This is a genomic window from Burkholderia mycopellens, assembly GCF_964265025.1.
Taxonomy (GTDB): Bacteria; Pseudomonadota; Gammaproteobacteria; order Burkholderiales; family Burkholderiaceae; genus Burkholderia.
This window is the reverse complement of the sequence record NZ_OZ183802.1, coordinates 256,860-280,243: the sequence shown is the minus strand read 5'-3', so window position 1 is coordinate 280,243 and position 23,384 is coordinate 256,860. Positions and strand designations below refer to the sequence as shown.

The 23,384-nt window shown below is 69.0% G+C and carries 23 protein-coding genes and 1 tRNA gene; 12 read left to right on the top strand and 12 right to left on the bottom strand.

The window, feature by feature from the left end; translation table 11 throughout:
• Positions 1 to 268 precede the first annotated feature (268 nt).
• The 3 genes from ACPTTC_RS01295 to ACPTTC_RS01285 all read left to right on the top strand — a co-directional run bounded on the left by ACPTTC_RS01295 (position 269) and on the right by ACPTTC_RS01285 (position 3,914).
• Positions 269 to 1,681 carry a DUF2957 domain-containing protein gene (locus ACPTTC_RS01295; protein WP_423391346.1) on the top strand — a complete coding sequence of 471 codons (1,413 nt, stop codon included), beginning with the start codon at positions 269 to 271 and terminating at the stop codon, positions 1,679 to 1,681.
• Positions 1,682 to 1,820: 139 nt separating this feature from the next.
• Entirely contained in the window at positions 1,821 to 3,062 is a 1,242-nt protein-coding gene (locus tag ACPTTC_RS01290; RefSeq protein ID WP_423391345.1) for a DUF2957 domain-containing protein, read from the top strand.
• A gap of 18 nt (positions 3,063 to 3,080) precedes the next feature.
• Positions 3,081 to 3,914, top strand: coding sequence for an OmpW/AlkL family protein (locus tag ACPTTC_RS01285; RefSeq protein WP_175969945.1), 834 nt, complete (start codon positions 3,081 to 3,083; stop codon positions 3,912 to 3,914).
• Between the two features lie 184 nt (positions 3,915 to 4,098).
• Here the strand turns inward: ACPTTC_RS01285 and ACPTTC_RS01280 are convergent, their stop codons facing one another.
• On the bottom strand, positions 4,099 to 5,028 hold the full coding sequence (locus ACPTTC_RS01280) for a LysR family transcriptional regulator (RefSeq protein WP_423391344.1): 930 nt from the start codon (positions 5,026 to 5,028) through the stop codon (positions 4,099 to 4,101).
• A gap of 97 nt (positions 5,029 to 5,125) precedes the next feature.
• On the opposite strand from ACPTTC_RS01280, the gene ACPTTC_RS01275 reads away from it, so the two are divergent.
• A complete protein-coding gene (locus ACPTTC_RS01275) occupies positions 5,126 to 6,409 on the top strand; it encodes an MFS transporter (protein ID WP_423391343.1) in 1,284 nt (427 codons plus the stop codon).
• An 86-nt stretch (positions 6,410 to 6,495) separates the two neighbouring features.
• Here ACPTTC_RS01275 and ACPTTC_RS01270 read toward each other — a convergent pair whose 3' ends face one another.
• Together ACPTTC_RS01270 and ACPTTC_RS01265 are read right to left on the bottom strand one after the other, a co-directional pair.
• Positions 6,496 to 7,137, bottom strand: coding sequence for a LysE family translocator (locus ACPTTC_RS01270; protein ID WP_175958306.1), 642 nt, complete (start codon positions 7,135 to 7,137; stop codon positions 6,496 to 6,498).
• 76 nt (positions 7,138 to 7,213) lie between these two features.
• Positions 7,214 to 8,158: an NAD(P)-dependent oxidoreductase gene (locus ACPTTC_RS01265; RefSeq protein WP_423393302.1), complete on the bottom strand. Its 945-nt coding sequence runs from the start codon at positions 8,156 to 8,158 to the stop codon at positions 7,214 to 7,216.
• Between the two features lie 21 nt (positions 8,159 to 8,179).
• On the opposite strand from ACPTTC_RS01265, the gene ACPTTC_RS01260 reads away from it, so the two are divergent.
• Positions 8,180 to 8,944, top strand: a complete 765-nt coding sequence (locus ACPTTC_RS01260; protein WP_423391342.1) for a Mut7-C RNAse domain-containing protein — start codon at positions 8,180 to 8,182, stop codon at positions 8,942 to 8,944.
• A 76-nt stretch (positions 8,945 to 9,020) separates the two neighbouring features.
• On the opposite strand, the gene ACPTTC_RS01255 is transcribed toward ACPTTC_RS01260, so the two are convergent.
• The gene (locus ACPTTC_RS01255) at positions 9,021 to 9,257 is read right to left on the bottom strand and encodes a hypothetical protein (RefSeq protein ID WP_226199469.1); all 237 of its coding nucleotides are present in this window, start codon (positions 9,255 to 9,257) and stop codon (positions 9,021 to 9,023) included.
• 359 nt (positions 9,258 to 9,616) lie between these two features.
• Here ACPTTC_RS01255 and ACPTTC_RS01250 point away from each other — a divergent pair, with 359 nt between their 5' ends.
• The 4 genes from ACPTTC_RS01250 to ACPTTC_RS01235 are packed head-to-tail and all read left to right on the top strand — an operon-like array spanning position 9,617 to position 13,875.
• Positions 9,617 to 10,822: an efflux RND transporter periplasmic adaptor subunit gene (locus tag ACPTTC_RS01250; RefSeq protein ID WP_423391341.1), complete on the top strand. Its 1,206-nt coding sequence runs from the start codon at positions 9,617 to 9,619 to the stop codon at positions 10,820 to 10,822.
• A 7-nt stretch (positions 10,823 to 10,829) separates the two neighbouring features.
• Positions 10,830 to 11,528 (top strand): ABC transporter ATP-binding protein, encoded by a 699-nt coding sequence (locus tag ACPTTC_RS01245; protein WP_011350637.1) that lies wholly within the window; start codon positions 10,830 to 10,832, stop codon positions 11,526 to 11,528.
• A gap of 21 nt (positions 11,529 to 11,549) precedes the next feature.
• Positions 11,550 to 12,704 carry an ABC transporter permease gene (locus ACPTTC_RS01240; RefSeq protein ID WP_423391340.1) on the top strand — a complete coding sequence of 385 codons (1,155 nt, stop codon included), beginning with the start codon at positions 11,550 to 11,552 and terminating at the stop codon, positions 12,702 to 12,704.
• A gap of 4 nt (positions 12,705 to 12,708) precedes the next feature.
• Positions 12,709 to 13,875, top strand: coding sequence for an ABC transporter permease (locus ACPTTC_RS01235; RefSeq protein ID WP_423391339.1), 1,167 nt, complete (start codon positions 12,709 to 12,711; stop codon positions 13,873 to 13,875).
• Positions 13,876 to 13,891: 16 nt separating this feature from the next.
• Here ACPTTC_RS01235 and ACPTTC_RS01230 read toward each other — a convergent pair whose 3' ends face one another.
• From ACPTTC_RS01230 to ACPTTC_RS01220, 3 genes are all read right to left on the bottom strand, one after another.
• Positions 13,892 to 15,223, bottom strand: a complete 1,332-nt coding sequence (locus tag ACPTTC_RS01230) for a carotenoid oxygenase family protein (RefSeq protein WP_423391338.1) — start codon at positions 15,221 to 15,223, stop codon at positions 13,892 to 13,894.
• A 17-nt stretch (positions 15,224 to 15,240) separates the two neighbouring features.
• Positions 15,241 to 15,867 carry a DUF2239 family protein gene (locus tag ACPTTC_RS01225; protein ID WP_226199456.1) on the bottom strand — a complete coding sequence of 209 codons (627 nt, stop codon included), beginning with the start codon at positions 15,865 to 15,867 and terminating at the stop codon, positions 15,241 to 15,243.
• Between the two features lie 127 nt (positions 15,868 to 15,994).
• A complete protein-coding gene (locus tag ACPTTC_RS01220; RefSeq protein ID WP_423391337.1) occupies positions 15,995 to 16,726 on the bottom strand; it encodes a glutathione S-transferase family protein in 732 nt (243 codons plus the stop codon).
• 39 nt (positions 16,727 to 16,765) lie between these two features.
• On the opposite strand from ACPTTC_RS01220, the gene ACPTTC_RS01215 reads away from it, so the two are divergent.
• The 3 genes from ACPTTC_RS01215 to ACPTTC_RS01205 all read left to right on the top strand — a co-directional run bounded on the left by ACPTTC_RS01215 (position 16,766) and on the right by ACPTTC_RS01205 (position 20,747).
• The gene (locus ACPTTC_RS01215; protein WP_423391336.1) at positions 16,766 to 17,740 is read left to right on the top strand and encodes a LysR substrate-binding domain-containing protein; all 975 of its coding nucleotides are present in this window, start codon (positions 16,766 to 16,768) and stop codon (positions 17,738 to 17,740) included.
• A 206-nt stretch (positions 17,741 to 17,946) separates the two neighbouring features.
• Entirely contained in the window at positions 17,947 to 19,287 is a 1,341-nt protein-coding gene (locus ACPTTC_RS01210) for an MFS transporter (protein WP_423391335.1), read from the top strand.
• Positions 19,288 to 19,349: 62 nt separating this feature from the next.
• Entirely contained in the window at positions 19,350 to 20,747 is a 1,398-nt protein-coding gene (locus ACPTTC_RS01205) for an enolase C-terminal domain-like protein (RefSeq protein WP_423391334.1), read from the top strand.
• A gap of 166 nt (positions 20,748 to 20,913) precedes the next feature.
• On the opposite strand, the gene ACPTTC_RS01200 is transcribed toward ACPTTC_RS01205, so the two are convergent.
• The 5 genes from ACPTTC_RS01200 to ACPTTC_RS01180 all read right to left on the bottom strand — a co-directional run bounded on the left by ACPTTC_RS01200 (position 20,914) and on the right by ACPTTC_RS01180 (position 23,372).
• Positions 20,914 to 20,989, bottom strand: a tRNA-Ala gene (locus ACPTTC_RS01200).
• Between the two features lie 66 nt (positions 20,990 to 21,055).
• Positions 21,056 to 21,418 (bottom strand): c-type cytochrome, encoded by a 363-nt coding sequence (locus ACPTTC_RS01195; RefSeq protein ID WP_175958246.1) that lies wholly within the window; start codon positions 21,416 to 21,418, stop codon positions 21,056 to 21,058.
• Positions 21,415 to 22,215, bottom strand: coding sequence for a BON domain-containing protein (locus tag ACPTTC_RS01190; RefSeq protein WP_226199434.1), 801 nt, complete (start codon positions 22,213 to 22,215; stop codon positions 21,415 to 21,417). The genes ACPTTC_RS01195 and ACPTTC_RS01190 overlap by 4 nt, the downstream gene beginning before the upstream one ends.
• Positions 22,216 to 22,232: 17 nt before the next feature.
• Entirely contained in the window at positions 22,233 to 22,817 is a 585-nt protein-coding gene (locus ACPTTC_RS01185; RefSeq protein ID WP_226199431.1) for an SIS domain-containing protein, read from the bottom strand.
• A 126-nt stretch (positions 22,818 to 22,943) separates the two neighbouring features.
• Positions 22,944 to 23,372, bottom strand: a complete 429-nt coding sequence (locus ACPTTC_RS01180; RefSeq protein WP_175958291.1) for a YraN family protein — start codon at positions 23,370 to 23,372, stop codon at positions 22,944 to 22,946.
• Positions 23,373 to 23,384 lie beyond the last annotated feature (12 nt).

The window sequence follows — 23,384 nt, the reverse complement described above, 5'->3', positions numbered from 1 at the left end:
ATAGGGATAAACCGGATACCCGCCGCTTTAAACGCTGCCGTTATACGCAGGAAGGCTCTTCGCCGGCCTGTCCGGCGTCGTACATCCCCCACTCCGGCCGCTTCCGGCAGCCTGTCTCACGTTTTAATTCTTACTGAATGCCGCACCAGACAAGGATTCAAAACACGATACCCGTTTCAATCGCCTTTTTTAGACGGGTTCATCAATTGACAGCAAAAATCAAGGCGGCGACATTAGCTCGCACAATTAAACGATTGGAGACAGCGGCATGTCGCACACCTTATCGAAGGGGGTGGCAACGGCCTTTGCCATTGCCCCTTTCCTGGTTGCATGTGGTGGGGGGGACGGCGGCGCACCCGCGCCGATCAATGCGCCCCAATGTTCCGGATCGAGCTGCGGCACGCAAGGGCCGCCGCCGTCACAGCCCGCCAACGGTTCGCTGTGCCCGGCCAACGCCGACATCGTGAAGAGCACGTACCTCGGCGGCGCCGGTAGCGGCGAGATCGTCAGCGTCAACATCGACGCCGTGGCGATGACCTACACGCTCAAGTGGCTCGAATCGCCGATTCCGCTCGCGACCGGCACGGTCACGCCGAGCCGCGCAGGCACGACGATCACCGGTGCGGTCATGCACCCGCCGACCGGCACACTGCCGACCGCGGAGCAGACGCGCTGCGCATTCATCCTCACGCCGGGCACGGGCAAGGCGCCGAACGGCACGACCTATTCGACGGCCGCCGACTTCAACCAGGCAAACCCGCCGATGCTGCTGGTCGGCATGGGTGTCGCGGGCGGCGGCATTCCGGGCGCGACGATCCAGTACGACGGGCTGACGATCATCCCGGGTCTCGTGCAAAACGTCGGCCAGGTGCCGAACCGCCACTTCGACTTCTATCCGTTCCTCGGCTTCGCGAACACGACGACGGACCTCTCGAAGCTGCCGGGCACGTACAACGCGCTGATCTACCACCTCGTGCCGTCGGGCAACTACGCGACGAAGGGTACGAACTCGAGCGAAACGTTCGACGCGAACGGCGCCTGCACGTCGACCAGTTCGGGCGGCTGCCAGACGACCGGCAACCCGTGGACCGTGAACACCGCGAACGGCGGCTACTTCGACAGCACGAAGGCGCCGCAGACGCTGCCGCAAACGCAGTTGCCGATCGTCGGCGCGACCGGCAAGTCGGCCACCGCGCACATGGTGATCGGCCAGCTCAACGGCGCGACGGTGCCGGTGATCGTGCGCACGGGCAACGTGAACCTCGGCACGCCGCCGCTGCATACCGATGCGCAGGTCGACGACGAATCGGGCATCGCGGTGCTCGGCGCGGCGACGGCGATCACGTCGGGTGCGATCGACGGCGGCTACGCGGGCGCGGACTCGAACTTCAAGTACACCGCTGCGCTGATCCGCGGCAGCAACGCATCGTTCATCAACCCGAGTACGCAGGACGAGGAAGACGGCTTCACGCTCGACTACGGCCAGGCGACGCCGGGCCTGCTCAACGCGACGACGATTCCGAAGAGCGGTAGCGCCGCCTCGGGCGTGGTGATCGCAACGGGCGGGCTGTATGCGGCGCTGATCCAGGGCACGGTGAACGGCGGCGTCGAGTCGACGTCGGCGAATTCGACCACGTCGTCGACACCGTACTTCGGCGTGGGTGCGCAGATCAGCAAGTAGCGAACGAGGGCGCGACGGCGGGCCGACCGCCGTCGCGTAACGCACGAGCGCGCGGCACGGCGCAGGCAGGACGAGCACAACCAACAGAAGCGGCCGACAGGGAGCTGGCCGCCACACAAGACAAATCTGGAGGAGCAACATGAAGCGCAACCTCATTCTGGCGGCGGCCCTTGCCGCCCCCCTTCTTTCTGCTTGCGGCGGCGGCGACGACAACCCGCCTCCGCTCGTCGAAGACCGGCTCTGTCCTGCCTCGCTCGACTACAGCACCGTGTTTACGGGCGGCGCGGGTAGCGGCGAACTCGCCAAGGTCCAGCTCGACACGACCAAGATGACCTGGCAGGTCACGTACGTCGAATCGGCGGTGCCGCAGACGACCGGCACCGTCGTGCCGACCCGCGCGGGCACCGTCGACAGCGGCACGCTCACGCAGGAAACGCTGCTGCCGACCAACAAGCTGAACCAGTGCGCATTCCGCCTGAACGGCGCGAGCCTCGATCCGTCGCGCCCGGCGCGCATCTTCGTCGGCATGGGCGTCGCGGGCGGCACGATTCCCGGCAAGGAAATCCAGTTCAACGGCGTGCTCGGCCAGGCCGCGGTGCCCGACACGAAATTCCCGTACTACCCGTTCATCGGCTTCTCGTCGATCGAGACCGACATCACGAAGGTTGCGGGCACATACAGTCACGTGGGCTTCGGTGAAGTGCCGTCGCAGAACTTCGCGCCGGCGTCGATCGACGCGAAGGTGACGATCAACGCCGACGGCAGCTGGACCAAGTGCGACACGACCGGCCAGTTCGCCGGCGGCGCGTGCACGCAGCAAGGCACGAACTTCGTGCAGTCGGCGGACGGCAGCGGCGCGTTCCAGTCGAACAACTACGCGAGCCAGCTGAAGCCGACGCTGTCGGCGACGCCGCAGGGCAAGGGCTTCATGATCGTCGGCAAGCTGCGCAACCAGCTCGTGCCGATCCTCGTGCGCACCGGCGTCGCGAACCCGAACCCGACGCCCGACAGCAACGGTGTGCCGGGTCTCACCGCCGACGACGAATCGAGCATCTCGATCCTCGCGCCGCAGACGACGATCGCGGTCGGCTCGCAGAACGGCGAGTACATCGGCGTCGACAGCCAGTTCGACTACCGCACCACCGCGCTGACGAACAACCAGGCGACGCTGCTCGATCCGTTCAACGCGTCGCAGGCCTCACTCGCGACCGCGCTCGATCTCGACTACACGCAGAAGGTGCCGGGCACGGTCACGACGATCCACACGGGTGCAAGCAGCTCGACGCCGACCGGCAAGTTCATCTTCACGGGTGGCGTGTTCGGGTTCCTCGACAACGCCGGATCGACGCCGTATTTCACGATCGGCGCGTTCGTCCAGTAAGCGGAGGGGGAAGCCGTGATGAAGAAAACCCTTCTCCGTGCCGCGGCCGGCGCCGCCGTGCTGGCGCCGCTCGCGGCGCACGCGCAGAGCGCCGGCAGCAACGTCGTCACGCTGGGCTGGTTCCACGTGATGCCGCAGCAGAGCAGCACGCCGATGACGACCAACGTCGCGCCGACGCCGATCAACACGCCGCTGCGGCTGCCGCCGTCGTTCACGTCGCCGGGCACCGGGCTGCACACGAGCGGCGCCGACACCGTCGGCCTGACGGTCAGCCACTTCCTGACCGACCATATCGCGGTGACGTCGGTGGCCGGCGTGCCGCCGGTGTTCAAGGTGTCGGGCCAGGGCACGATCAAGCCACCCGGCCCCGCCGGCGCGCTCGGCACGCAGAACATCGGGCTCGCGTCGGTCAACCCGATCGTGAAGAGCGTGCGGCAATGGAGCCCGGCCGTGCTGCTGCAGTACTACTTCGGGCAGGCGACCGCGAAGTTCCGGCCGTTCCTCGGCCTCGGCGTGTCGTACAACTGGTTCAGCGACCTGCAGCTCAACACGAACTTCATCAAGCAGACGCAGGACAACCTCGGCGCGGTTCTCGCCGCGGGCGCGGGCAAGCCGGGTACGACGTCGGTGGAGGCGAAGGCGTCGTCGTCGTGGCAGCCGGTGTTCAACGCGGGGCTGCAGTACAACATGACGGAGCATTTCGGGTTGATCGCGTCGGTGACGTACATCCCGCTGAAGACGACGTCGACGGTGACGATCAAGGCAGCCGACGGCACGGTGCTCTCGGAGTCGAAATCGGACCTGAAGGCCGACCCGATCATCAGCTACGTCGGGATGACGTACAAGTTCTGAGCGCGGCGACGGACGACGAATGGACGGCCGCGACAAAATCGCAGGCAAAAAAAAGCCCGCCTAAGAGGCGGGCTGAATCCATATCAGAGGAGACATGGAGGAGACAGGTGCAACTATAGCGAATCGGTTTCCGCAATGCAACATTTCCGTAGAGAAAATAAGGATTTTCCCTCGAAGTTCGCCTCTAGACTGGCTTCATTGCATCTGACCCCACCCTGTTTTCCCGGTCGAGCACTTCGCCCAGCGCATCGCGCAGCAGCGCGACCGGCCGCGCCAGCCGGCCCGGCAGTGCGCCGTGCACGATCCACACGTTGATCCGCGTCTCGAGCCCCACCGTTTCCACCACTCTCAGCGCATCGCGATGCGCGCTGCGCGCCAGCGCGTTCGGCGCGGCGATACCGATGCCCGCGCCGCGCGCGACGAGCGACAGCTGCAACTCCGAACCGAATGCCTCGACCGCGACGTCGAACGGCAGCCCGGCCGCACCGAGCATTCGGCTCAGCGCCGAACGCATCCCGCAGCCGTCCTGGCTCAGCACCCACGGAAAACTCGACAGCGTGTCGATCGACAGCGGACCGTCCGGCAGCGGAAAGTCGTGCGCGGCGACGAGCACCGTCGGCTGCGTGCCGAGCAGCGTCGCGACGAACGCGTCGGGCAGCGCCGCACTGGCCGGCACCATCACGGCCGCGACGTCGAGCGCGCCACGCTCGACGCCCTGCATCAACGCGGGCGACCAGCCGGCCGTCACGCGCAGCGTGAGGCGCGGAAATGCGTCACGCAGCCGGTCGATCGGCTGCTCGAGCGCCAGCTCGGACAGGAACGGCGGCACGCCGATGCGCAGCTCGCCCGACGGCTCGCTGTCCGGCGCGCCCGCCGCCATCAGCGCGTCGACCGCGCACAGCACGTTGCGCGCGAGCGCGTAGACGTCGCGCCCGGCGGCGGTCGGCTTCAGCGGCTTGCTTTGCCGTTCAAGCAGCGGCATGCCGAGCAGCGTTTCGAGGTTCTGCACGCGCCGCGTCAAGCCCGGCTGCGTCAGGTGGAGTTTCGCGGCCGCGGCGACCATCGACCCGCTGTCGACCACCGCGACGAATGCCTGGAGATCACGCGTATTCAAAACAAACTCGCATAATCATGTTATTGATATTTCAATTGTCGCATAAACATCGGGCACCTACGATGGGTACTTCTTAGACCCACTCGCCAGGCTTCCGATGAACTGCCCTGCCACCCCTTGCCCCGCCGCCGTTCGCACGCCGGTCAGCACGCCGCCCGCATTGAGCGCGGGCATGACGCTGTTCTTCGCCGCGACGGTCGGCGTGATCGTGATGGACCTGTTCGCCGCACAACCGCTGACGGGCCCGATCAGCGCCGACCTGCACCTGCCGCCCGCCCTGGCCGGCCTCGTCGCGATGCTGCCGCAGCTCGGCTACGCGGCCGGGCTCGTGCTGCTCGTACCGCTCGTCGACCTGCTCGAGAACCGTCGATTGATCGTCACGACGCTGGCCGCGTGCGCGGCCGCGCTCGCGCTGCCGGCGTTCACGCGGTCCGGCACCGTGTTCCTGCTGGCGACGTTCGCGGCCGGCGCTGCGTCGAGCGTGATCCAGATGCTCGTGCCGATGGCCGCGTCGATGGCACCCGAGGCGCAGCGCGGCCGCGCGGTCGGCAACGTGATGAGCGGGCTGATGCTCGGCATCCTGCTGTCGCGGCCGCTCGCGAGCCTGATCGCGGGCTCGGCCGGCTGGCGCGGGTTCTACGTGCTGGCCGCGCTCGCGAACGCCGCAATCGCCGTCGTGCTCGCGCTGCGCCTGCCGTCGCGCACGCCGTCGATCACGGCCGGCTACCGCGCGCTGCTTGCATCGATGGGGCGCCTGCTCGCCGACGAGCCGGTGCTGCGCCGGCATGCGCTGTCGGCCGCGCTCGCGATGGCCGCGTTCAGCGCATTCTGGACCGCGGTCGGGCTGCGGCTCGCGCAGCCGCCGTTCGGCCTCGACCTGCACGGCATTGCGCTGTTCGCGTTCGCCGGTGCGAGCGGTGCGATCGTCACGCCGCTCGCGGGCCGCGCCGGCGACCGCGGCCATGGCCCGGCCGCGCAGCGGATCGCGCACGGCACGATGCTCGTAGCGCTCGTCGTGCTCGGGATCGCGGGCGCCGGCTGGTTCGGCTTCGACGCGCACGCCCATCGCAACCTCGCGCTCGCGCTGCTGGCCGGTGGCGCGGCGCTGCTCGACGCGGGCGTCATCGTCGACCAGACAATCGGCCGCCGCGAGATCAACCTGCTCAACCCGGCCGCGCGTGGCCGCCTGAACGGGCTGTTCGTCGGGCTGTTCTTCATCGGCGGCGCGCTCGGCGCGGTGCTCGCAGGCACCGCGTGGGACTGGGGTGGATGGAGCGCGGTATGCGGCGTGGGGTTCGCGTTCGCCGGCGCGGCCGCCGCCTTCGGGCTCACGGACGGACGCCGGGCCGGCGCAACGGCGTTGACGCGCCCGCGTGCGTAGGCCAAGCGTGACGCAGGCCCGAAAGGCAGAACGCCCCGCCCTCTTGCGAGGGACGGGGCGTTCGGTGCACCGGTGTCAGTGCGAAATCAGTGACGGACCAGCGCCATCATCGCGCCGAAGCCGACGAACAGCCCACCCGTCAGCCGGTTGAAGATCTTCGCCACGCTCTGGCTCTTCAACGTCGCGCCGATGCGCGTGCCGAACGACGCGTAGACGAGATACCAGCTCACCTCGATCACCGCGAACGTGACGACGAGCATGCCGAACTGCGGCAGCGTCGGCTCGGCCGCGTTGATGAACTGCGGCAGCAGCGCGGCCGCGAACAGGATCGCCTTCGGGTTGCTGCCCGCGACCAGGAATCCGTTGCGGAACAGCGTCCCACGCGATGCCGGCGCGGCCTGGCGCGACACGGTTTCGACGTCGGCGGCGGGCTGCTCGCCGTCGACGCGGGCGCGCCACGCCTTCACGCCGAGGTAGATCAGGTAGGCCGCGCCCGCAAAGCGCAGCGTATTGAACATCGCCGGCCATGCTTCGAGCACCGCGCCGAGGCCCGCCGCCGACACCGACAGCATCAGCACCAGCGCGGTGAGACAACCGGCCATCGTCCACGTCGAACGCCGCAGCCCGTGCCGCGCGCCGTGCGTCATCACCAGCAGCATGTTCGGGCCCGGAATCGCCGACACGACGAACACCGTCGCCACGAAAAGCCACCACGTATGCAAGTTCATGCGCGCCTCTGCCTCGATGTAAGGGAAAACGAAACGTCGATTATGCCGGTGCGCCGGCCTGCTGTCGCGCGACGGATCAGCGGCCCGCGCGGCGCAGCGCGACCTCGCCGAGCACCGCGAAATCCTGCTCGCCGCCGCCGTGTGCAAGCGCATCGAGCAGGTTGTCGCGCAGGACGCTCGCCACCGGCAGCGGCACCGACACGGCGTCACCGGCTTCCAGCGCGAGGCGAACGTCCTTCAACCCGAGGCGTGCCTTGAAGCGCGCGGGCTCGTAGCGCCGCTCGGCGATCATGCCGCCGTAGCCTTCGTAGACGGGGCCCGGAAACACGCTGCCGGTAATGACGTCGAGGAAATCGCGCATCGCGACGCCATGCGCGCCGAGCAATGCAGCGGCCTCGCCGAGCGTCTCGATCGCCGACGCGAGCGTGAAGTTCGCGGCGATCTTCGCGACGTTCGCGTGCTGCGGCAGCGACCCGAACCGCCAGGTCTTCTGGCCGATCGCGTCGAACAGCGGCTGCACGCGGTCGATCGCCTCGGCCGGGCCGCCCGCCATGATCGTCAGGCGCGCGGCGGCCGCGACGTCGGGCCGCCCCATCACCGGCGCGGCGACGTAATGGATGCCGCGCGACGCATGCGCGTGCGCGAGCGATTCGGCCAGCGCGACCGACACCGTCGCCATGTTCACGTGGATCAGGCCGCGCGGCGCCTGTGCGAGCAGCGCATCGTCGAAGATCGCGCGCGCCGCGGCGTCGTCGGCCAGCATCGAGAACACCGCGTCGCCACGAAACGCGTCGGCCGGCGTGTCGACGATCTGCGCGCCGACGGCAACGAGCGGCTCGGCGCGCTCGCGCGACCGGTTCCAGACCCGCACCGTGTGCCCGGCCTTCAGCAGGTTCGTTGCGATTGCCTGCCCCATTTCACCCAGCCCGATAAATCCGAGATCCATTTCCCGCTCCTTCGCTCCGTGAAGCGGGGAGTTAAACACAGATGCGCCGCGGCTGCAGGGCGCGCAGCCGGCCATGCGCGGTGCCATACTGCGCGCATGCCGACCGCGACCTTCCGCTTCCACGACGAGCTGAACGCCTTTCTCCCGCGCGCGCAGCGCGACCGCGCGTTCGGGCACGCATGCGCGCGCGACGCGACGCTGAAGCACGCGATCGAGGCGCTCGGCGTCCCGCATACGGAAATCGGCCGGCTGTGCGTGAACGATGCGCCGGCCACGCTCGACCGGCCGCTCGACGAAGGCGATCGGGTTGAAGCCTTTCCGGAACACGCGCAGCCAGCGGCAAACGGGGCCGCCGTGCCGCCGCCGGCGCAATGGCGCTTCGTCGCCGACGCGCATCTCGGCGGCCTCGCGCAACTGCTGCGCCTCGCGGGTTTCGACACCTGCTACGACAACCACTACCGCGACGACGAGCTCGCGGCGCTCGCCGCGCGGGAGGGCCGGATCGTGCTGACCCGCGACCGCGAGCTGCTCAAGCGGCGCGCGGTCGAGCGCGGCTGCTACCTGCACGCACTGCAGCCAGCCGACCAGCTGCGCGAACTGTTCGAGCGGCTCGATCTCGCGCCGCACATGCGACCGTTCCGGCTGTGCCTACGCTGCAATGCGCCGCTGCATCCGCTCGACGCGGCGGCTGCAGCGCCGCGCGTGCCGGCCGGCGTCCGGCAGCGGCACCGGCGCTTCGCCGCGTGCGACGTATGCCGGCGCGTGTTCTGGGAAGGCTCGCACTGGCGACGCATGCGCACGGTGGTCGACGCGATGCGCACGCCGCCGGCAGCGCCGCTGCCCGGCGAACCCGGCGCCTGAAAAAACAAGACCCCGCATGCGTGAACATGCGGGGTCTCGCGACTGGGGCCGGCGATGCCGGCCCCGGTCGAAGCGCTTAGTTGGCTGCGCCTGCGTCGTTCGTGCCGGCTGCCGATGCGGCTGCGGCCTTCGCCTTGCCCTTGGCCGAACCGTGGTGCTTCAGCGTGTGCTTCGGCTTGCTGTGATCCTTCTTCATCGGTGCGGAAGCCGGTGCCATCGCGCCTGCCGGCGCCGATGCCGTCTCCTGTGCGAATGCCGAAACCGATGCGAGTGCGAATGCTGCGGTCATGATCGAAGCGAGCGTCTTCTTCATTGTTCTTCCTTTAGCGGAGAAAAAGTCAAACGTACCGGTAAGTAAGGATGCGAGGCATTCGCATCGGAGCCCCAGGCCACGCGGCCGGCTTTCGCCGTTCCGCCGCGACAAAACCTGACGCACTGGTTCCATAACGCACCGCGTTCGCGGCAAGTTGACACGTTGCGTGCCCCCTCGGGTTTCCCCGGGGGAGCACGCCTATTCCCCTGCCGGCGACCGGTCCGGCGGCGGCTGCGGCGCCGCCGACAACCCGCTCGCGCGCCGTCGGGGCGACGCTTATACTGGCGTCCATCCGTCCCTTTCCCCGGAAACCGGATCGCGGCAGGTCACCAGGCCGCCGCCGTCTCGAGGCGCTCAAATTGCCCGATCACAACCTGGACAAACTGAAGATCGACCGGCGTCCGCTCGCACCGGCGCCCCGCCGGCGCCGGTGGCTCCGCTATGCGGTCGCCGCCGCGGCCGTCATCGTCGCGATCGCCGCCGGCCTCGCGCTGACCGGCCGGCCGGCCGTCGAAACCACTGCCGTCACGTCCGCCTACCCGTACCAGAACGACACGCAGCTCAATGCGACCGGCTACGTCGTGCCGCAGCGCAAGGCCGCGGTCGCGTCGAAGGGCCAGGGGCGCGTCGAATGGCTCGGCGTACTGGAAGGCACGCGCGTGAAGAAGGACGAGATCATCGCGCGCCTCGAAAGCCGCGACGTCGAAGCCTCGCTGGCGCAGGCGCTCGCGCAGGTGAAGGTCGCCCGCGCCAACCTGGGCGTCGAGCAGGCCGAACTGAAGGACGCGGAGATCGCGTTGCGCCGCACCTCGGTGCTCGCGCCAAAGGGCGCCGTGCCGGCCGCGCAGCTCGATACCGACACGGCCCGCGTGAACAAGGCGCGCGCGTCCGTCAACAGTGACCAGGCCGCGATCGCGTCCGCCGAGGCCAACGCGCAGGCCGCGCAGGTCGCGGTCGACCAGACGGTGATCCGCGCCCCGTTCGACGGCATCGTGCTCGCGAAGCACGCGAACGTCGGCGACAACATCACGCCGTTCTCGTCCGCGTCGGACAGCAAGGGCGCCGTCGTGACGATTGCCGACATGGACACGCTCGAGGTCGAGGCCGACGTCGCCGAATCGAACATCGCGAAGATCCGCGCCGAGCAGCCGTGCGAGATCCAGCTCGACGCGCTGCCCGACATGCGCTTCGCGGGCCGCGTGTCGCGCATCGTGCCGACCGTCGATCGCTCGAAAGCCACCGTGCTCGTGAAGGTGCGCTTCGTCGACCGCGACGATCGCGTGCTGCCCGACATGAGCGCGAAGATCGCGTTCCTGTCGAAGCCCGTGTCGGCGCAGGACCGGCGGCCCGTGACGGCCGTGCAGGCGAGCGCGGTCGTGGAGCGCGACGGGCGGCCGGTCGTGTTCGTCGTGACGGACGACGTCGTGCACGCAGTGGCGGTGACGGCCGGCATGCGGATCGGCGAACTCGTCGCGATCCGCGGCGTGAAGCCCGGTGACACGGTCGTCCTCGCGCCGGGCCAGAAGCTCAAGGACGGCGCGAAAGTGACCGTCGCGAAGAAGTAGCGCACGCGTGAACGACGCCCCGCCGCCCCTCGTCGAAATCAGCCACGTCGCGAAGTCGTACCGGCGTGGCAACCAGATCGTGCCGGTGCTGACCGACATCACGCTCGACATCGGCGAAGGCGACTTCGTCGCGCTGATGGGGCCGTCCGGTTCCGGCAAGAGCACGCTGCTGAACCTGGTGGCCGGCATCGACCGGCCCGACAGCGGCGAGCTGCGCGTGGGCGGGCTCGACATCTCGCTGCTCGCGGAGGCGCAACTGGCCGAATGGCGCGCGGCGAACGTCGGCTTCATCTTCCAGTTCTACAACCTGATGCCGGTGCTCACCGCGTTCGAGAACGTCGAGTTGCCGCTGATGCTCACGCACCTGTCACGCCGCGAGCGGCGCGAACGCGTCGAACTCGTGCTCGACATGGTGAATCTCGGCGACCGGACGAGCCATTACCCGTCCGAGCTGTCGGGCGGCCAGCAGCAGCGCGTCGCGATTGCACGCGCGCTGATCACCGATCCCGTGCTGATCGTCGCCGACGAGCCGACCGGCGATCTCGACCGCGCGTCGGCCACCGACGTGCTCGCGATGCTGCAGCGGATGAACGCCGAGCTCGGCAAGACGATCATCATGGTGACCCACGACGCGCACGCGGCCGGCGCCGCGCGCTCGCTCGTGCATCTGGAAAAAGGGGAGCTGATCGATGGGCACGCCGGCTGACCGGCCGCGGGAGCGCGCGCGATGTACGTGCTGAAGCTGATCGCGCGCAACGCGCTGCGGCACCGGCTGCGCACGCTGCTGACCGTGCTCGGGCTGACCATCGCCGTGCTCGCGTTCGGGCTGCTGCACACCGTGGTCGATGCGTGGTACGCGGGCGCGGCCGCCGCATCCAGCGGGCGGCTTGTCACGCGCAATGCGATCTCGCTCGTGTTTCCGCTGCCCGTGAGCGACGAGAACCGGATTCGCGGCGTCGAAGGCGTGACGGCCGTGGTCCGCTCGAACTGGTTCGGCGGCATCTACCGCGACCCGAAGAACTTCTTCGCGAGCTTCGCGGTATCGGACAACTATCTCGACCTGTACCCGGAATTCATCGTCCCGGACCCGCAGCGCGCCGACTACAACCGCGACCGGCGCGGCTGCCTGGTCGGGCGCCAGCTCGCGACGCAGTTCGGCTTCAAGATCGGCGACGTGATCCCGCTGAAGGGCACGATCTATCCGGGCACCTGGGATTTCGTCGTGCGCGGGATCTTCGACGGCCGCGACGACTCGACGATCACGCGCCAGTTGGTGTTCCACTGGGACTACCTGAACGAGACGGTGCGCCAGCGCACGCCGAAACAGGCCGACCAGGTCGGCGTCTTCGTGCTCGGCGTCGCGAACCCCGACGACGGCGCGTCGATCGCGCGCAACGTCGACGCGGTGTTCAAGAACTCGCTCGCCGAGACGCTGACCGAAACCGAGCAGGCGTTCCAGCTCGGCTTCGTCGCGATGTCGAACCAGATCATCGCGGCGATCCGCGTCGTGTCGTACGTCGTGATCCTGATCATCATGGCCGTGATGGCCAACGCGATGGCGATGAGCGCGCGCGAACGCACGGCCGAATACGCGACGCTGAAGGCGCTCGGCTTCGGCCCGGGCTTCCTCGCGCTGATCGTGTTCGGCGAATCGGTCGTGATCGCGGTGGCCGGCGGCGGGCTCGGGATCCTCGCGACGCCGCCCGCCGCGAGCCTGTTCAAGCAGGCGGCCGGCGGCATCTTCCCGGTGTTCAAGGTGTCGGCCGAGACGGTCATGCTGCAGGCCGCGTGCTCGGTCGCGGTCGGCTTCGCGGCGGCGCTTGTGCCGGCGTGGCAGGCGGCGCGCGTGCGCGTCGTCGAAGGCCTGCGGGCGATCGGGTAGAAGCATGGCGATCCCGCTCAACTACATCGCGCGCAACCTGTGGACCAGGCGGCTCACCACCGCGCTGACCGCCGGCGGGATGGCGCTCGTGATCTTCGTGTTCGCGACGGTGCAGATGCTCGACGCGGGGCTCACGAAGACGCTCGTGTCGACCGGCGAACCCGACAACGCGGTGGTGATCCGCAAGGGCGCCGAAACCGAGATCCAGAGTTCGATCGACCACCAGCAGGCCAACGCGCTCGAGATGCACCCGGCCGTCGCGCTCGGCCCCGACGGCCGGCCGCTCGTATCGAAGGAGGCGGTCGTGCTGATTTCGCTGGTCAAGACGTCGTCCGGCAAGCCGTCGAACGTCGTGATCCGCGGCGTGTCGCCGGCCGGCCTCGCGCTGCGCCCGCACGTGAAGCTCGTCGCCGGCCGCATGTTCACGCCCGGCTCGTCGGAGATCATCGTCGGCAGCGCGATCGCGAAGGGGTTCAGCGGCACGCAGCTCGGCGACAGCCTGCATTTCGCGCAGCGCGACTGGACCATCGTCGGCATCTTCGACGCGGGCGGCAGCGGCTTCGACTCGGAGATCTGGGGCGACGTCGACCAGCTGATGCAGTCGTTCCGGCGCACCAGCTACTCGTCGATGGTGCTGCGCATCCCGGGCGCCGACGGCTTCGCGCGCTTCAAGGCCGACATCGACGTCGACCCGCGCCTCACCGACGAGGCGAAGCGCGAGCAGACCTTCTACGGCGACCAGTCGAAGGCGCTGTCGACGTTCATCAACATCCTCGGCATCACGCTGTCGACGATCTTCTCGATCGCCGCGATGATCGGCGCGATGATCACGATGTACGCGTCGGTCGCGAACCGCGTCGCCGAGATCGGCACGCTGCGCGCGCTCGGCTTCAAGCGCATGAGCGTGCTCGCCGCGTTCCTGCTCGAAGCGCTGCTGCTCGGCTTCGTCGGCGGCGTCGCAGGGCTCGCGTGCGCGTCGCTGATGCAGTTCGCGTCGTTCTCGACGACCAACTTTCAAACCTTCGCCGACCTGTCGTTCCGCTTCGTGCTGACGCCCGCGATCGTCGTGAAGACGCTGCTGTTCTCGCTCGTGATGGGGCTCGTCGGCGGGTTCCTGCCGGCCCTGCGCGCCGCGCGGCTGAAGATCGTCGACGCGCTGCGCGCGCAGTGACGCGCGGCCCCGCCGCTCAGCGCGCGCGCGGCACCCACGCGCCGTGGAACCCGGCCGGCACCCGGCGCGGCAGGTGCACGGTCGCGACCGGCCCGCCGTCGATCGCACGCGCATCGAGGATCACGACGTCGCTCGTATCCGTCGCCGCGCGGTAGACCATCACCAGCAGCCAGCCGTCGTCCTCGTCGACGCCGCCCGGGCGCGGCACGAACACCGGCTCGCCGTTCTGGTCGCCGGCCGGCACCGCGTAGCGCGTCGTCGTGCCGCGCGCGTGGTCGAAGCGCATCACGCCGCGCATTTCCGCGTTGTTAGGCTGCTCGACCGCATACAGGTAACGATAGGGGCGCCCCGTGCGGCTTTCGTTGATGCGCGGCAACTCGATGCCGCCGTCGGCGAGCGGCCCTTCGTCGATCAGCCCGTTCGCCGTATCGATCACGTAGCGCCACAGCTCGCCGACTGGGTTGTCGGCGAAGCGGCCCGTACCCGCATCGAGCCGCAGGAACGACGGATAGCGCACCGCATCGAGCACGATGCACGATTCGTCGCAATCGTATGCATTCACGACGTGCTGGATGAAGCACGGCTCGACGCCGAACCAGCGCACGGCGCCGCCGTGGCGCGGGATCACGCCGATGCGCGCGGGCCGGTCGTCGTGCCAGCGCAGCGGCATCCGGTGGCCCTGCTTCAGCAGCGAGAAGTCGTAGCCGACGCTCAGGTCGAGCAGCAGGCTGCGGGTTTCCGTGATCGCGAGGTCGTGCATCATCGACGGCGCGCTCAGGTCGATCTCGATATCGACGCGCTGCACGCCCTGCGCGTCGGCAACGCCGTAGCGCAGCCACGGTGCGCGCCAGTCCGCGCGAAACGCGATCAGCTCGCCGGTCACCGGATCGACCTTCGGATGCGCGGTCATCCCGCCGCCGAGGCTTGCGTGCCGCGCCGGCACGCCGAGCGAATCGAGCGCGGCCGTAATCGCGAGCGGCGCGCCGCCCTCCGCCAGCGCAAGCAATTCGCCGGCGTGCTGCAGCACGCTCACGTTCGGATTGGTGTCGGGCAACCGCGGCGCCTGCGCGGGCGCATGCACGGCGGCCCAGCGCTGCGTGCGCGCCCAGCGGTTCCGGTAGCCGGCCGCACGGCCGCGTTCGAACGCGATCGCATGCAGCATCGCGGCTTCCGGCCACCACGACAGCACGTCGTTCCCTTCGAAGCGGCCGCCCGGTGGGTTCGGGCCGTTGCGCAGCAGCGTGCCGTCGAGTTCCCGCGGGATAGCGCCGGTCACGCGCAGGTCGACGAGATCGACTTCGTCGGCAACCGGCGCGATCGCGCCGCGGTTCAGATCGAATGCGGTCATGGCGTCGGATGCTCCTTTCAGCAGTCTTCGGTGGACGGCGGCAGCTCGCCGCGCGCCAGCGCGAGCGCATGGTCGCGCACGTCGTCGGGCCAGCCGGCGATCAGCTCGGCGAGCCGCGCCGGGTCGTTCGCATACAGCGCCCGCGCGGCCTCCTCGAACCCGGGCAGGTCGCCCGCCATCGCCGACATGAAGTGGTAGGCGCGCGCCTGCGCGTCGCGTTGCCGGTCGGCTTGCGCGTACGTGCGTCGCGCGTCCTCGACGAGCTTGCGCAACGCGACCGACGCGCCGCCGGGCTGCGTGGCCAGCCATTCCCAGTGACGCGGCAACAGCGTGACCTCGCGCGACACGACGCCGAGCTTCGGCCGGCCGCGGCCACGCTGTTCACCCGCGCCGGCCGGCTCGCCGGCGGCACCCGCGGCGTCGCCCGACGGCGGCGCGTAGCGCGCGCGGATTTCGTCCGCCGTGCCGCGCAGGTCGAGATCGATCGAGCGGCCCGTCGCATCGTCGAAGATCAGGATCGTGCCGGGCATCGCATCGCCGGCAGCCTGCCGGACCGCGAGCGCGACCGTCGCGAGCGGGCCCGACGCGAGCCGGCGATGGCCGTCGAAGGCCGTGTAGGAAGGAAGAAGTGTGGTGGTGGTCATCGTGGGCGCCCGCGGGCTGGAATCGGAATATCGCCATTTTTATCCGGGTATAAATTGGATGTCAATATTATCCGGGTAAAAAAATAGCGGCAGCGCGTTCCATCCCTTCGGGCGATCACGACGCCAATCAGATCGCGCGGGCCGGAATCGCGATGTCGCGTGCGCTTGCCAGCGCATCGTCGACCGATACATGCCCTTCGAACGCCGACGACGCCGGCAGCGGCAGGTTTTCCTCGATCGCCTGCGCGAAGTGCACGCCGGCATCGTCGGCGAGCCGCGCACGCAGTGCGGCGATGCGCGGGAATGCCCCGGGCTCGAACACCGCGTGATAGTCGGCCCAGCGCGCGATCCCGGCGAAGTACGCGTCGGCCAGCGTGCGCCGTGCGCCCAGCAGCCACGGGCCGTCTCCGCGCGCGAGCATCGCCTCGAGCTGCCGGTGCGCCTTCAGCACCTTGCCGCGGCCGTACGCCTGCAACGCCGCTTTCTCGGCGCCTTCGGTGTCGTGTTCGTACACATACCAGAGCGCGCCAAACGCGTTGAAGAACGTCGTGTTCAGCCACGCCAGCATCCGGTTCAGCCGGTCGAATTCCGCGCTGCCCTGGCGGAACGCGAGGCCGCTGTCGAGCGCCTGCGCGCCGATGTGGCCGAGGATCGCGAGGCTTTCGGTCAGCACGTCACCGTTTGCGGTCACGAACGCCGGTGTCTCGGCGACGGGGTTCAGTGCGAGGAACGCGTCGCGCGTCACGATGCCCGGCATCGTGACGCGCGACAGCCGGTACGGGCGGCCGATCCATTCGAGCGCAACGATCGAGCCGAACGAGCAGCCGGCGGGAACGCCGTAGAGAAGGATGGGAGACATGGGAGATTCCGCAGAAGTTGAACGAGCAGTCATGCTCCCATGGCGAACGATGGCGCAGTAGCCACTAAAATTGAAACCCGTCGTTTCTCTTTGTGGACGCTGGAAGTGAATCTGAACGATCTCTACCTGTTCGTGCAGGCGGTCGACGCCGGCAGCATGTCGGCCGCCGCGCGCCGGCTCGACCTGCCGAAATCGACGGTCAGCAAACGCGTTGCCGAGCTCGAGCGCACGCTCGGCGCGCGGCTCGTGCATCGCACGTCGCGCAGCTTCCGGCTCACGCCGGTCGGCACCGAGTTCTTCGAACATGCACGCGCGGCCGTGATCGAGGCCGAAAGCGCACGCGACGCGGTGCTGCGACAAGCCGCCGAGCCGACCGGCGTCGTGCGGATCACGAGCTCGGTGCCGGTCGCGCAGCACATCCTCGCGCCGTGCCTGCCTGCGCTGGCGATCGCGCACCCGAAACTGCTGCTGCAGATTCACGCGAGCGACCGCCTCGTCGACATCGCGCAGGAAGGCTTCGACATCGCGGTGCGCAGCCATTTCACGCCGCTGCCCGACTCCGCGCTCGTGCAACGGCCGCTCGCGGCATCGCCGATCGTCGCCGTGGCGTCACCGGCCTATCTCGCGCGTGCCGGCACACCGGACGCGCCCGCCGATCTCGCGCAGCACGACGGGTTGCACCCGGGCCAGCAGCCGTGGCGGCTCCAACGCGGCGGGGACACCGTCGACGTGACGCCGCGCCTGCGCCTGCAGGCCGACGAATCGACACTGCTGCTGCAGGCGGCGACGGCCGGCCTCGGCATCGCGTGCCTGCCCGACTGGATCGCCGGCGCCGCGCTCGCGTCCGGTGCGCTCGTGCGCGTGTTGCCCGGCTGGCGCGCCGGCACCGTCACGACGACGCTGCTGATGCCGCACCGGCGTGGCCAGTTGCCCGGCGTGCGCGCCGCCGTCGAGTTTCTCGCGCAGCACGTGGCGCGCCATCACGGCACCGCCTCGGACGACGCACGCGTCTGAGCGGTCGCCCGATCAATCGATTCAAATCGTGAATCGATCAAGTCAGCAATTGGCATGAAAGCGCACATTTCGACATGACAGAATGACCCGGACGCCCTGCCCGCCCGCATCGGCGTCCGGCCTCCGGCCGGCGTTACCCACACGAATGGCGCGCACCGACGCGCCTGCCGCACGACGGCACCTTCCGCCCTTCGGAGGAGACAGTCATGAATCCGCTTCAAGCGCTGTCGGCGTCCGCGTCGGCAACGGCCCGACGCACGCGCGTGCGCTGGCTGGTGCTGGCCGTCCTGTTCGCGGTCACGACGATCAACTACGCGGATCGCGCGGCGATCGCGATCGCGGGCCCGAGCCTCGCCCGCGCGCTGCACCTGAGCCACGTGCAGATCGGTTTCATCTTCTCCGCGTTCGGCTGGTCGTACGTGGTCGCGCAATTGCCCGGCGGCTGGCTGCTCGACCGCTACGGGTCGCGCATCGTCTATGCGTTCAGCATCTTCTTCTGGTCGCTGTTCACGCTGCTGCAGGGCTCGATCGGCTTCTTCGGCGGCGCGGCCGCGTTCGCGCTGCTGTTCGGGCTGCGCTTTCTCGTCGGCGCGGCCGAGGCGCCTTCGTTTCCGGCCAACAGCCGGATCGTGTCCGCATGGTTCCCGGCCGCCGAACGCGGCACCGCGTCGGCCATCTTCAATGCCGCGCAGTACGCGGCGACTGTCGTGTTCGCGCCGCTGATGGGCTGGCTCGTGCACGCGTTCGGCTGGCAGTCGGTGTTCGCGGTGATGGGCGTGCTCGGCTTCGCGTTCGTCCTGGTATGGAACCGCACGATGTACGACCCGAAGGACCACCCGAACATCAACCGCGCGGAACTCGACTACCTCGCCGAAGGCGGCGCGCTCGTCAACATCGATCAAGCGACGGGCGGGCGCGACGGCGGCCCGTCGATGCGCCACGTGAAGGCACTGCTGAAGAGCCGGATGCTGATCGGCGTGTACGTCGCGCAGTACTGCATCAACGCGCTCACCTATTTCTTCATCACCTGGTTTCCCGTCTATCTCGTGCAGGCGCGCGGGATGTCGATCCTCAACGCGGGGCTCGTCGCGTCGATCCCGGCCGTGTGCGGGTTCCTCGGCGGGATTCTCGGCGGCGTCGTGTCCGACGGGCTGCTCAAGCAGGGCCGCTCGCTGTCGGTCGCGCGCAAGGTGCCGATCGTGTTCGGCATGCTGCTGTCGATGTCGATGATCGTCTGCAACTACACCGATTCGCACGTGCTTGTCGTGCTGTTCATGGCGCTGTCGTTCTTCGGCAAGGGACTCGGCGCGCTCGGCTGGGCCGTCAACGCCGACACCGCGCCGCGCCAGATCGCGGGCTTGAGCGGCGCGCTGCTCAACACGTGCGGCAACCTCTCCAGCATCACGACGCCGATCGCGATCGGCTATATCGTCGACCGCAGCGGCTCGTTCAACGGCGCGCTGGTCTACGTCGTCGCGCACGCGCTCGTCGCCGTGATCTGCTACCTGTTCGTCGTCGGCGAGATCCGCCGCGTCGAGCTTCAATGAACGGCACGGGCCGCGACGGCGCAGCCGGCGGCCCGCGCACCACCGGAACCAGGAGCGAACCGATGTCCGAATCCCGCCGTGCCGGCACCCCGCACGTCACGCGCATGCAGGTGATTCCCGTCGCCGGCCGCGACAGCATGCTGCTCAACCTGTGCGGCGCGCACGCACCGTACTTCACGCGCAACCTCGTGATCCTCGACGACAGCAGCGGACGCACGGGCGTCGGCGAAGTGCCGGGCGGCGAAGGCATCCGTCATGCGCTCGAGCGCATGACGGATCTCGTGGTCGGCCAGTCGATCGGACGCTACCAGGCGACGCTCAACACGGTGCGCGCGGCGCTGTCCGGCGCGGGCCCGGGCGCGGGCCGCACGATCCGGCACGAGGTGACGTCGGCCGGTGAAGCAGCGGTGCTGCGCCAGCCACATGAGATCAACCTGCGGCTCGACAACGTGATCACCGCGATCGAGGCGGCGCTGCTCGACCTGCTCGGCCAGCACCTCGACGTGCCGGTCGCCGCGCTGCTCGGCGAAGGCCAGCAGCGCGACGCGGTGCCGATGCTCGCTTATCTGTTCTATATCGGCGATCGCGGCCGCACCGACCTGCCGTATCGTGACGAAGCGCAGGCGCATACCCCGTGGTTCCGGCTACGCAACGAGGAAGCGCTCACGCCGGCCGCGATCGCGCGGCAGGCCGAAGCCGCGGTCGATCGCTACGGCTTCGCCGATTTCAAGCTGAAGGGCGGCGTGATGGCCGGCGCCGACGAGATGGAAGCGATCGCCGCGATCAAGGCACGTTTCCCGGACGCGCGCGCGACGCTCGACCCGAACGGCGCGTGGTCGCTCGACGAGGCCGTCGCGCTGTGCCGCGGGCAGGGCCACCTGCTCGCCTATGCGGAGGATCCGTGCGGGCCGGAAGGCGGCTATTCGGGCCGCGAGGTGATGGCCGAATTCCGTCGCGCGACGGGGATCCCGACCGCGACCAACATGATCGCGACCGACTGGCGGCAGATGGATCACGCGGTACGGCTGCAGGCGGTCGACATCCCGCTCGCCGATCCGCATTTCTGGACAATGCAGGGGTCGGTGCGGCTCGCGCAGCTGTGCCGCGACTGGGGGCTCACGTGGGGCTCGCACTCGAACAACCACTTCGACGTGTCGCTCGCGATGTTCACGCATGCGGCAGCGGCCGCGCCCGGCACGATCACCGCGATCGACACGCACTGGATCTGGCAGGAAGGCGACGCGCGGCTCACGCGCGAGCCGCTCGCGATCGTTGGCGGCCAGGTCGCCGTGCCGGAGCGGCCGGGGCTCGGGATCGAGCTCGACATGGCGCAGGTCGAGGCCGCACATGCGCTGTACAAGGAGGTGGGCGGTACCGCACGTGATGACGCGGTCGCGATGCGCTACCTCGTGCCGGGGTGGACGTACGATCCGAAGCGGCCGAGTTTCGGGCGGGGGTGAGGGTGGTACTACCGCGCGGCAAAGCGCGCGCCGGCCGCCCCGGCACGCGATCGCGACGCGAGTAGGAACGGGCCGCGTCGAAGGCAATACTCGATGCGAGCGCGTTACGCACGGCATGCTGGAAAATAAAAAGGCTCGATCTTGCGATCGAGCCCTTCGGATCTATTGGTGGAGCGGAGGAGGATCGAACTCCCGACCTTCGCATTGCGAACGCGACGCTCTCCCAGCTGAGCTACCGCCCCAACAGTCAACCATCATACACACGCATTTCCGCGCTTGGCAATAGGGGTTGAATCGCCCCTGAAACCTTACTTTGACGGCGCGCCAGCCAGCACCCATTCGACCACCGAACGCACGTCGGCGTCGCTCATGCGGGGGTGCGCGGGCATCGGAATGGCGCCCCAGACGCCCGAACCGCCCTCCTTCACCTTCTTCGACAGCTTCGCCACGGCCTGCGGATCGGCCTTGTAGCGGGCGGCGATATCCTTGAACGACGGGCCGACGAGCTTGCGGTCGACCGCGTGGCAGCCCATGCACGCGTTGCCGCGCGCGACCTTCAGGCCGTCGCCGACATCCGCGTGCGCGGCGCCCAGCGTACCCACCACGAGCGCCGCGGCCGCGACGCCCTGCACCATCCACTGTTTCATCTGCTTCATCTGCATGCTCTTCATTGCGACGGGGCCTTCGGGTTACCCGGATGCACGCTCGACGAATTCGAGATCGGCGCGGGCGACTGCAACGGCGTGGATTGCACCGACGCGTCGGGCACGGCGCCCACCGTCGCGGTATCCGCCGGCGCGGCGGCAGCCTGCGCGCCGGATGCGCCACTCGCGGGCGATGCGTTCTGCAGTGCCTGCGCGTCCTGCGGCTGGATGTACTGGAACACCTTCACGACCTTCTCCACGCCCGGCACCTGGCTGGCCGCTTCCGCGCCGCGATTGCCCTCGTCGACCGTCACGAGCCCCATCAGGTAAAGGTTGCCGCGTTCGCTGACGACCTTGTAGTAGTTCGCCGAGATGCCCTTCGTCGCGATCAGCTCGGACTTCACGCGCCCTTCGAGATACGAGTCGTTCGCGCGCGACGACAGCGACGACGCCGGCTCGACCGACAGCTCGTTGACGATGCCGTTCACGTTGTTGATGGCGCGCACGATTTCCTCGGCGCGCTGCTTCGACGCATCGTTCGGCACTTCGCCCGTCAGCAGCACGCGGCGGTTGAACACCGTCACGTTCACGTGCGACTGGTCGGGCAGCCCGCTGTTGATCTGCGAGAGCGCCTTGACCTGGATCTCGCGATCCTCCGTCTGCGCGCCGAGCGTACGACGATCGGTCGCGATCAGCGCGCCGCCGCCGGCCGCTGCGCCCACGACCCCGAGCACACAACCCTGCAGCGACACGGCGAGGCCCGCCGTCAGCGCAGCCAGCAGCGTGGTTCTGACGAGCGTCTGTTTGACGCGGCTTTGATTCATCGACGGCTCTCCTTCGTTCAATCCTCACCCAGCAGCATCGCGTCGATGCCGTCGCACAGGCAGTGGATGGTCAGCAGATGGACTTCGTGGATGCGCGCCGCGCGAACGGCGGGCACGCTGATCGGAATATCGGTATCACGCAGCGCAGCCGCGACCGCATGGCCGTCGCCGCCCGTCAGCGCGACGACGGTCATCTCGCGCTCGTGCGCTTCGTCGATCGCCGCCAGCACGCGCGGCGACGCGCCGGCCGGATCGAGCACCAGCAGGATGTCGCCGGTCTGGCCGAGCACGCGCACCTGCTGCGCGAACAGTTGCTCGGCGGACACCGCGCCCGCGAGGCCGCCCTGCGACGCGTCGGTGGCCAGCGCGATCGCGGGCAGGCCCGGGCGCTCGCGCTCGAAGCCGCCGACGAGCGACACGGCGAGGTAGTGCGCGGCGGCGGCCGACGGGCCGTCACCGCAGGCGACGATCTTGTTGCCGTTCGCCAGCGCGGCGAACATCGCATCGACCGCGGCTGCGATCGGCAGCGACAGCGCGTCGGCCGCTTCGGCGTGAAGCGCGGCACTGTCGCGGAAATGTTGCTGAATACGTTCGACTGACATCGATTCCTGGTGAACTGGGCGCGTGGCACGCATCGCGCGACATCGTGGGTGCGGCGAGTTTACCGTACTCCGGCGCCCTCTCCGGGGGTCCGGCAAGAACTCTTTACATCTCGTCACAGCTCGCCGCTACGCATCGTCGGCACGAAATGCATCGCGCAGCCACGCGAGCCGGCCGGCCTCGAACGCGACGACGTCGAAGCGGCACGCGGCGCCGGCGCCGTGCCGCGCCCAGAACTGGAGCGCGGCCGCGACCAGACGCCGCCGCTTGCGCCAGCCGACGCTCGCGGCCGCGCCGCCATGCCGGATGCTGCGCCGCGCGCGCACCTCGACGAACACGAGCATGCCGTCGGGCTCGCGCATCACGAGATCGAGCTCGCCGCCGCGCATCGTCACATTCGCCGCGACGAAGACGAGGCCACGGCGTTCGAGAAACTGCCGCGCGCGCTGCTCGAATGCCGCGCCGACCGGTTTGGATCGTGCCGCACCGGAAAAGTTGTCGCCCGCGCGCGGCAAACCGCGCCCGTCATCCGGCCGCGCCGCCTCCGCGTGGCACAATGCCGTCCTTGT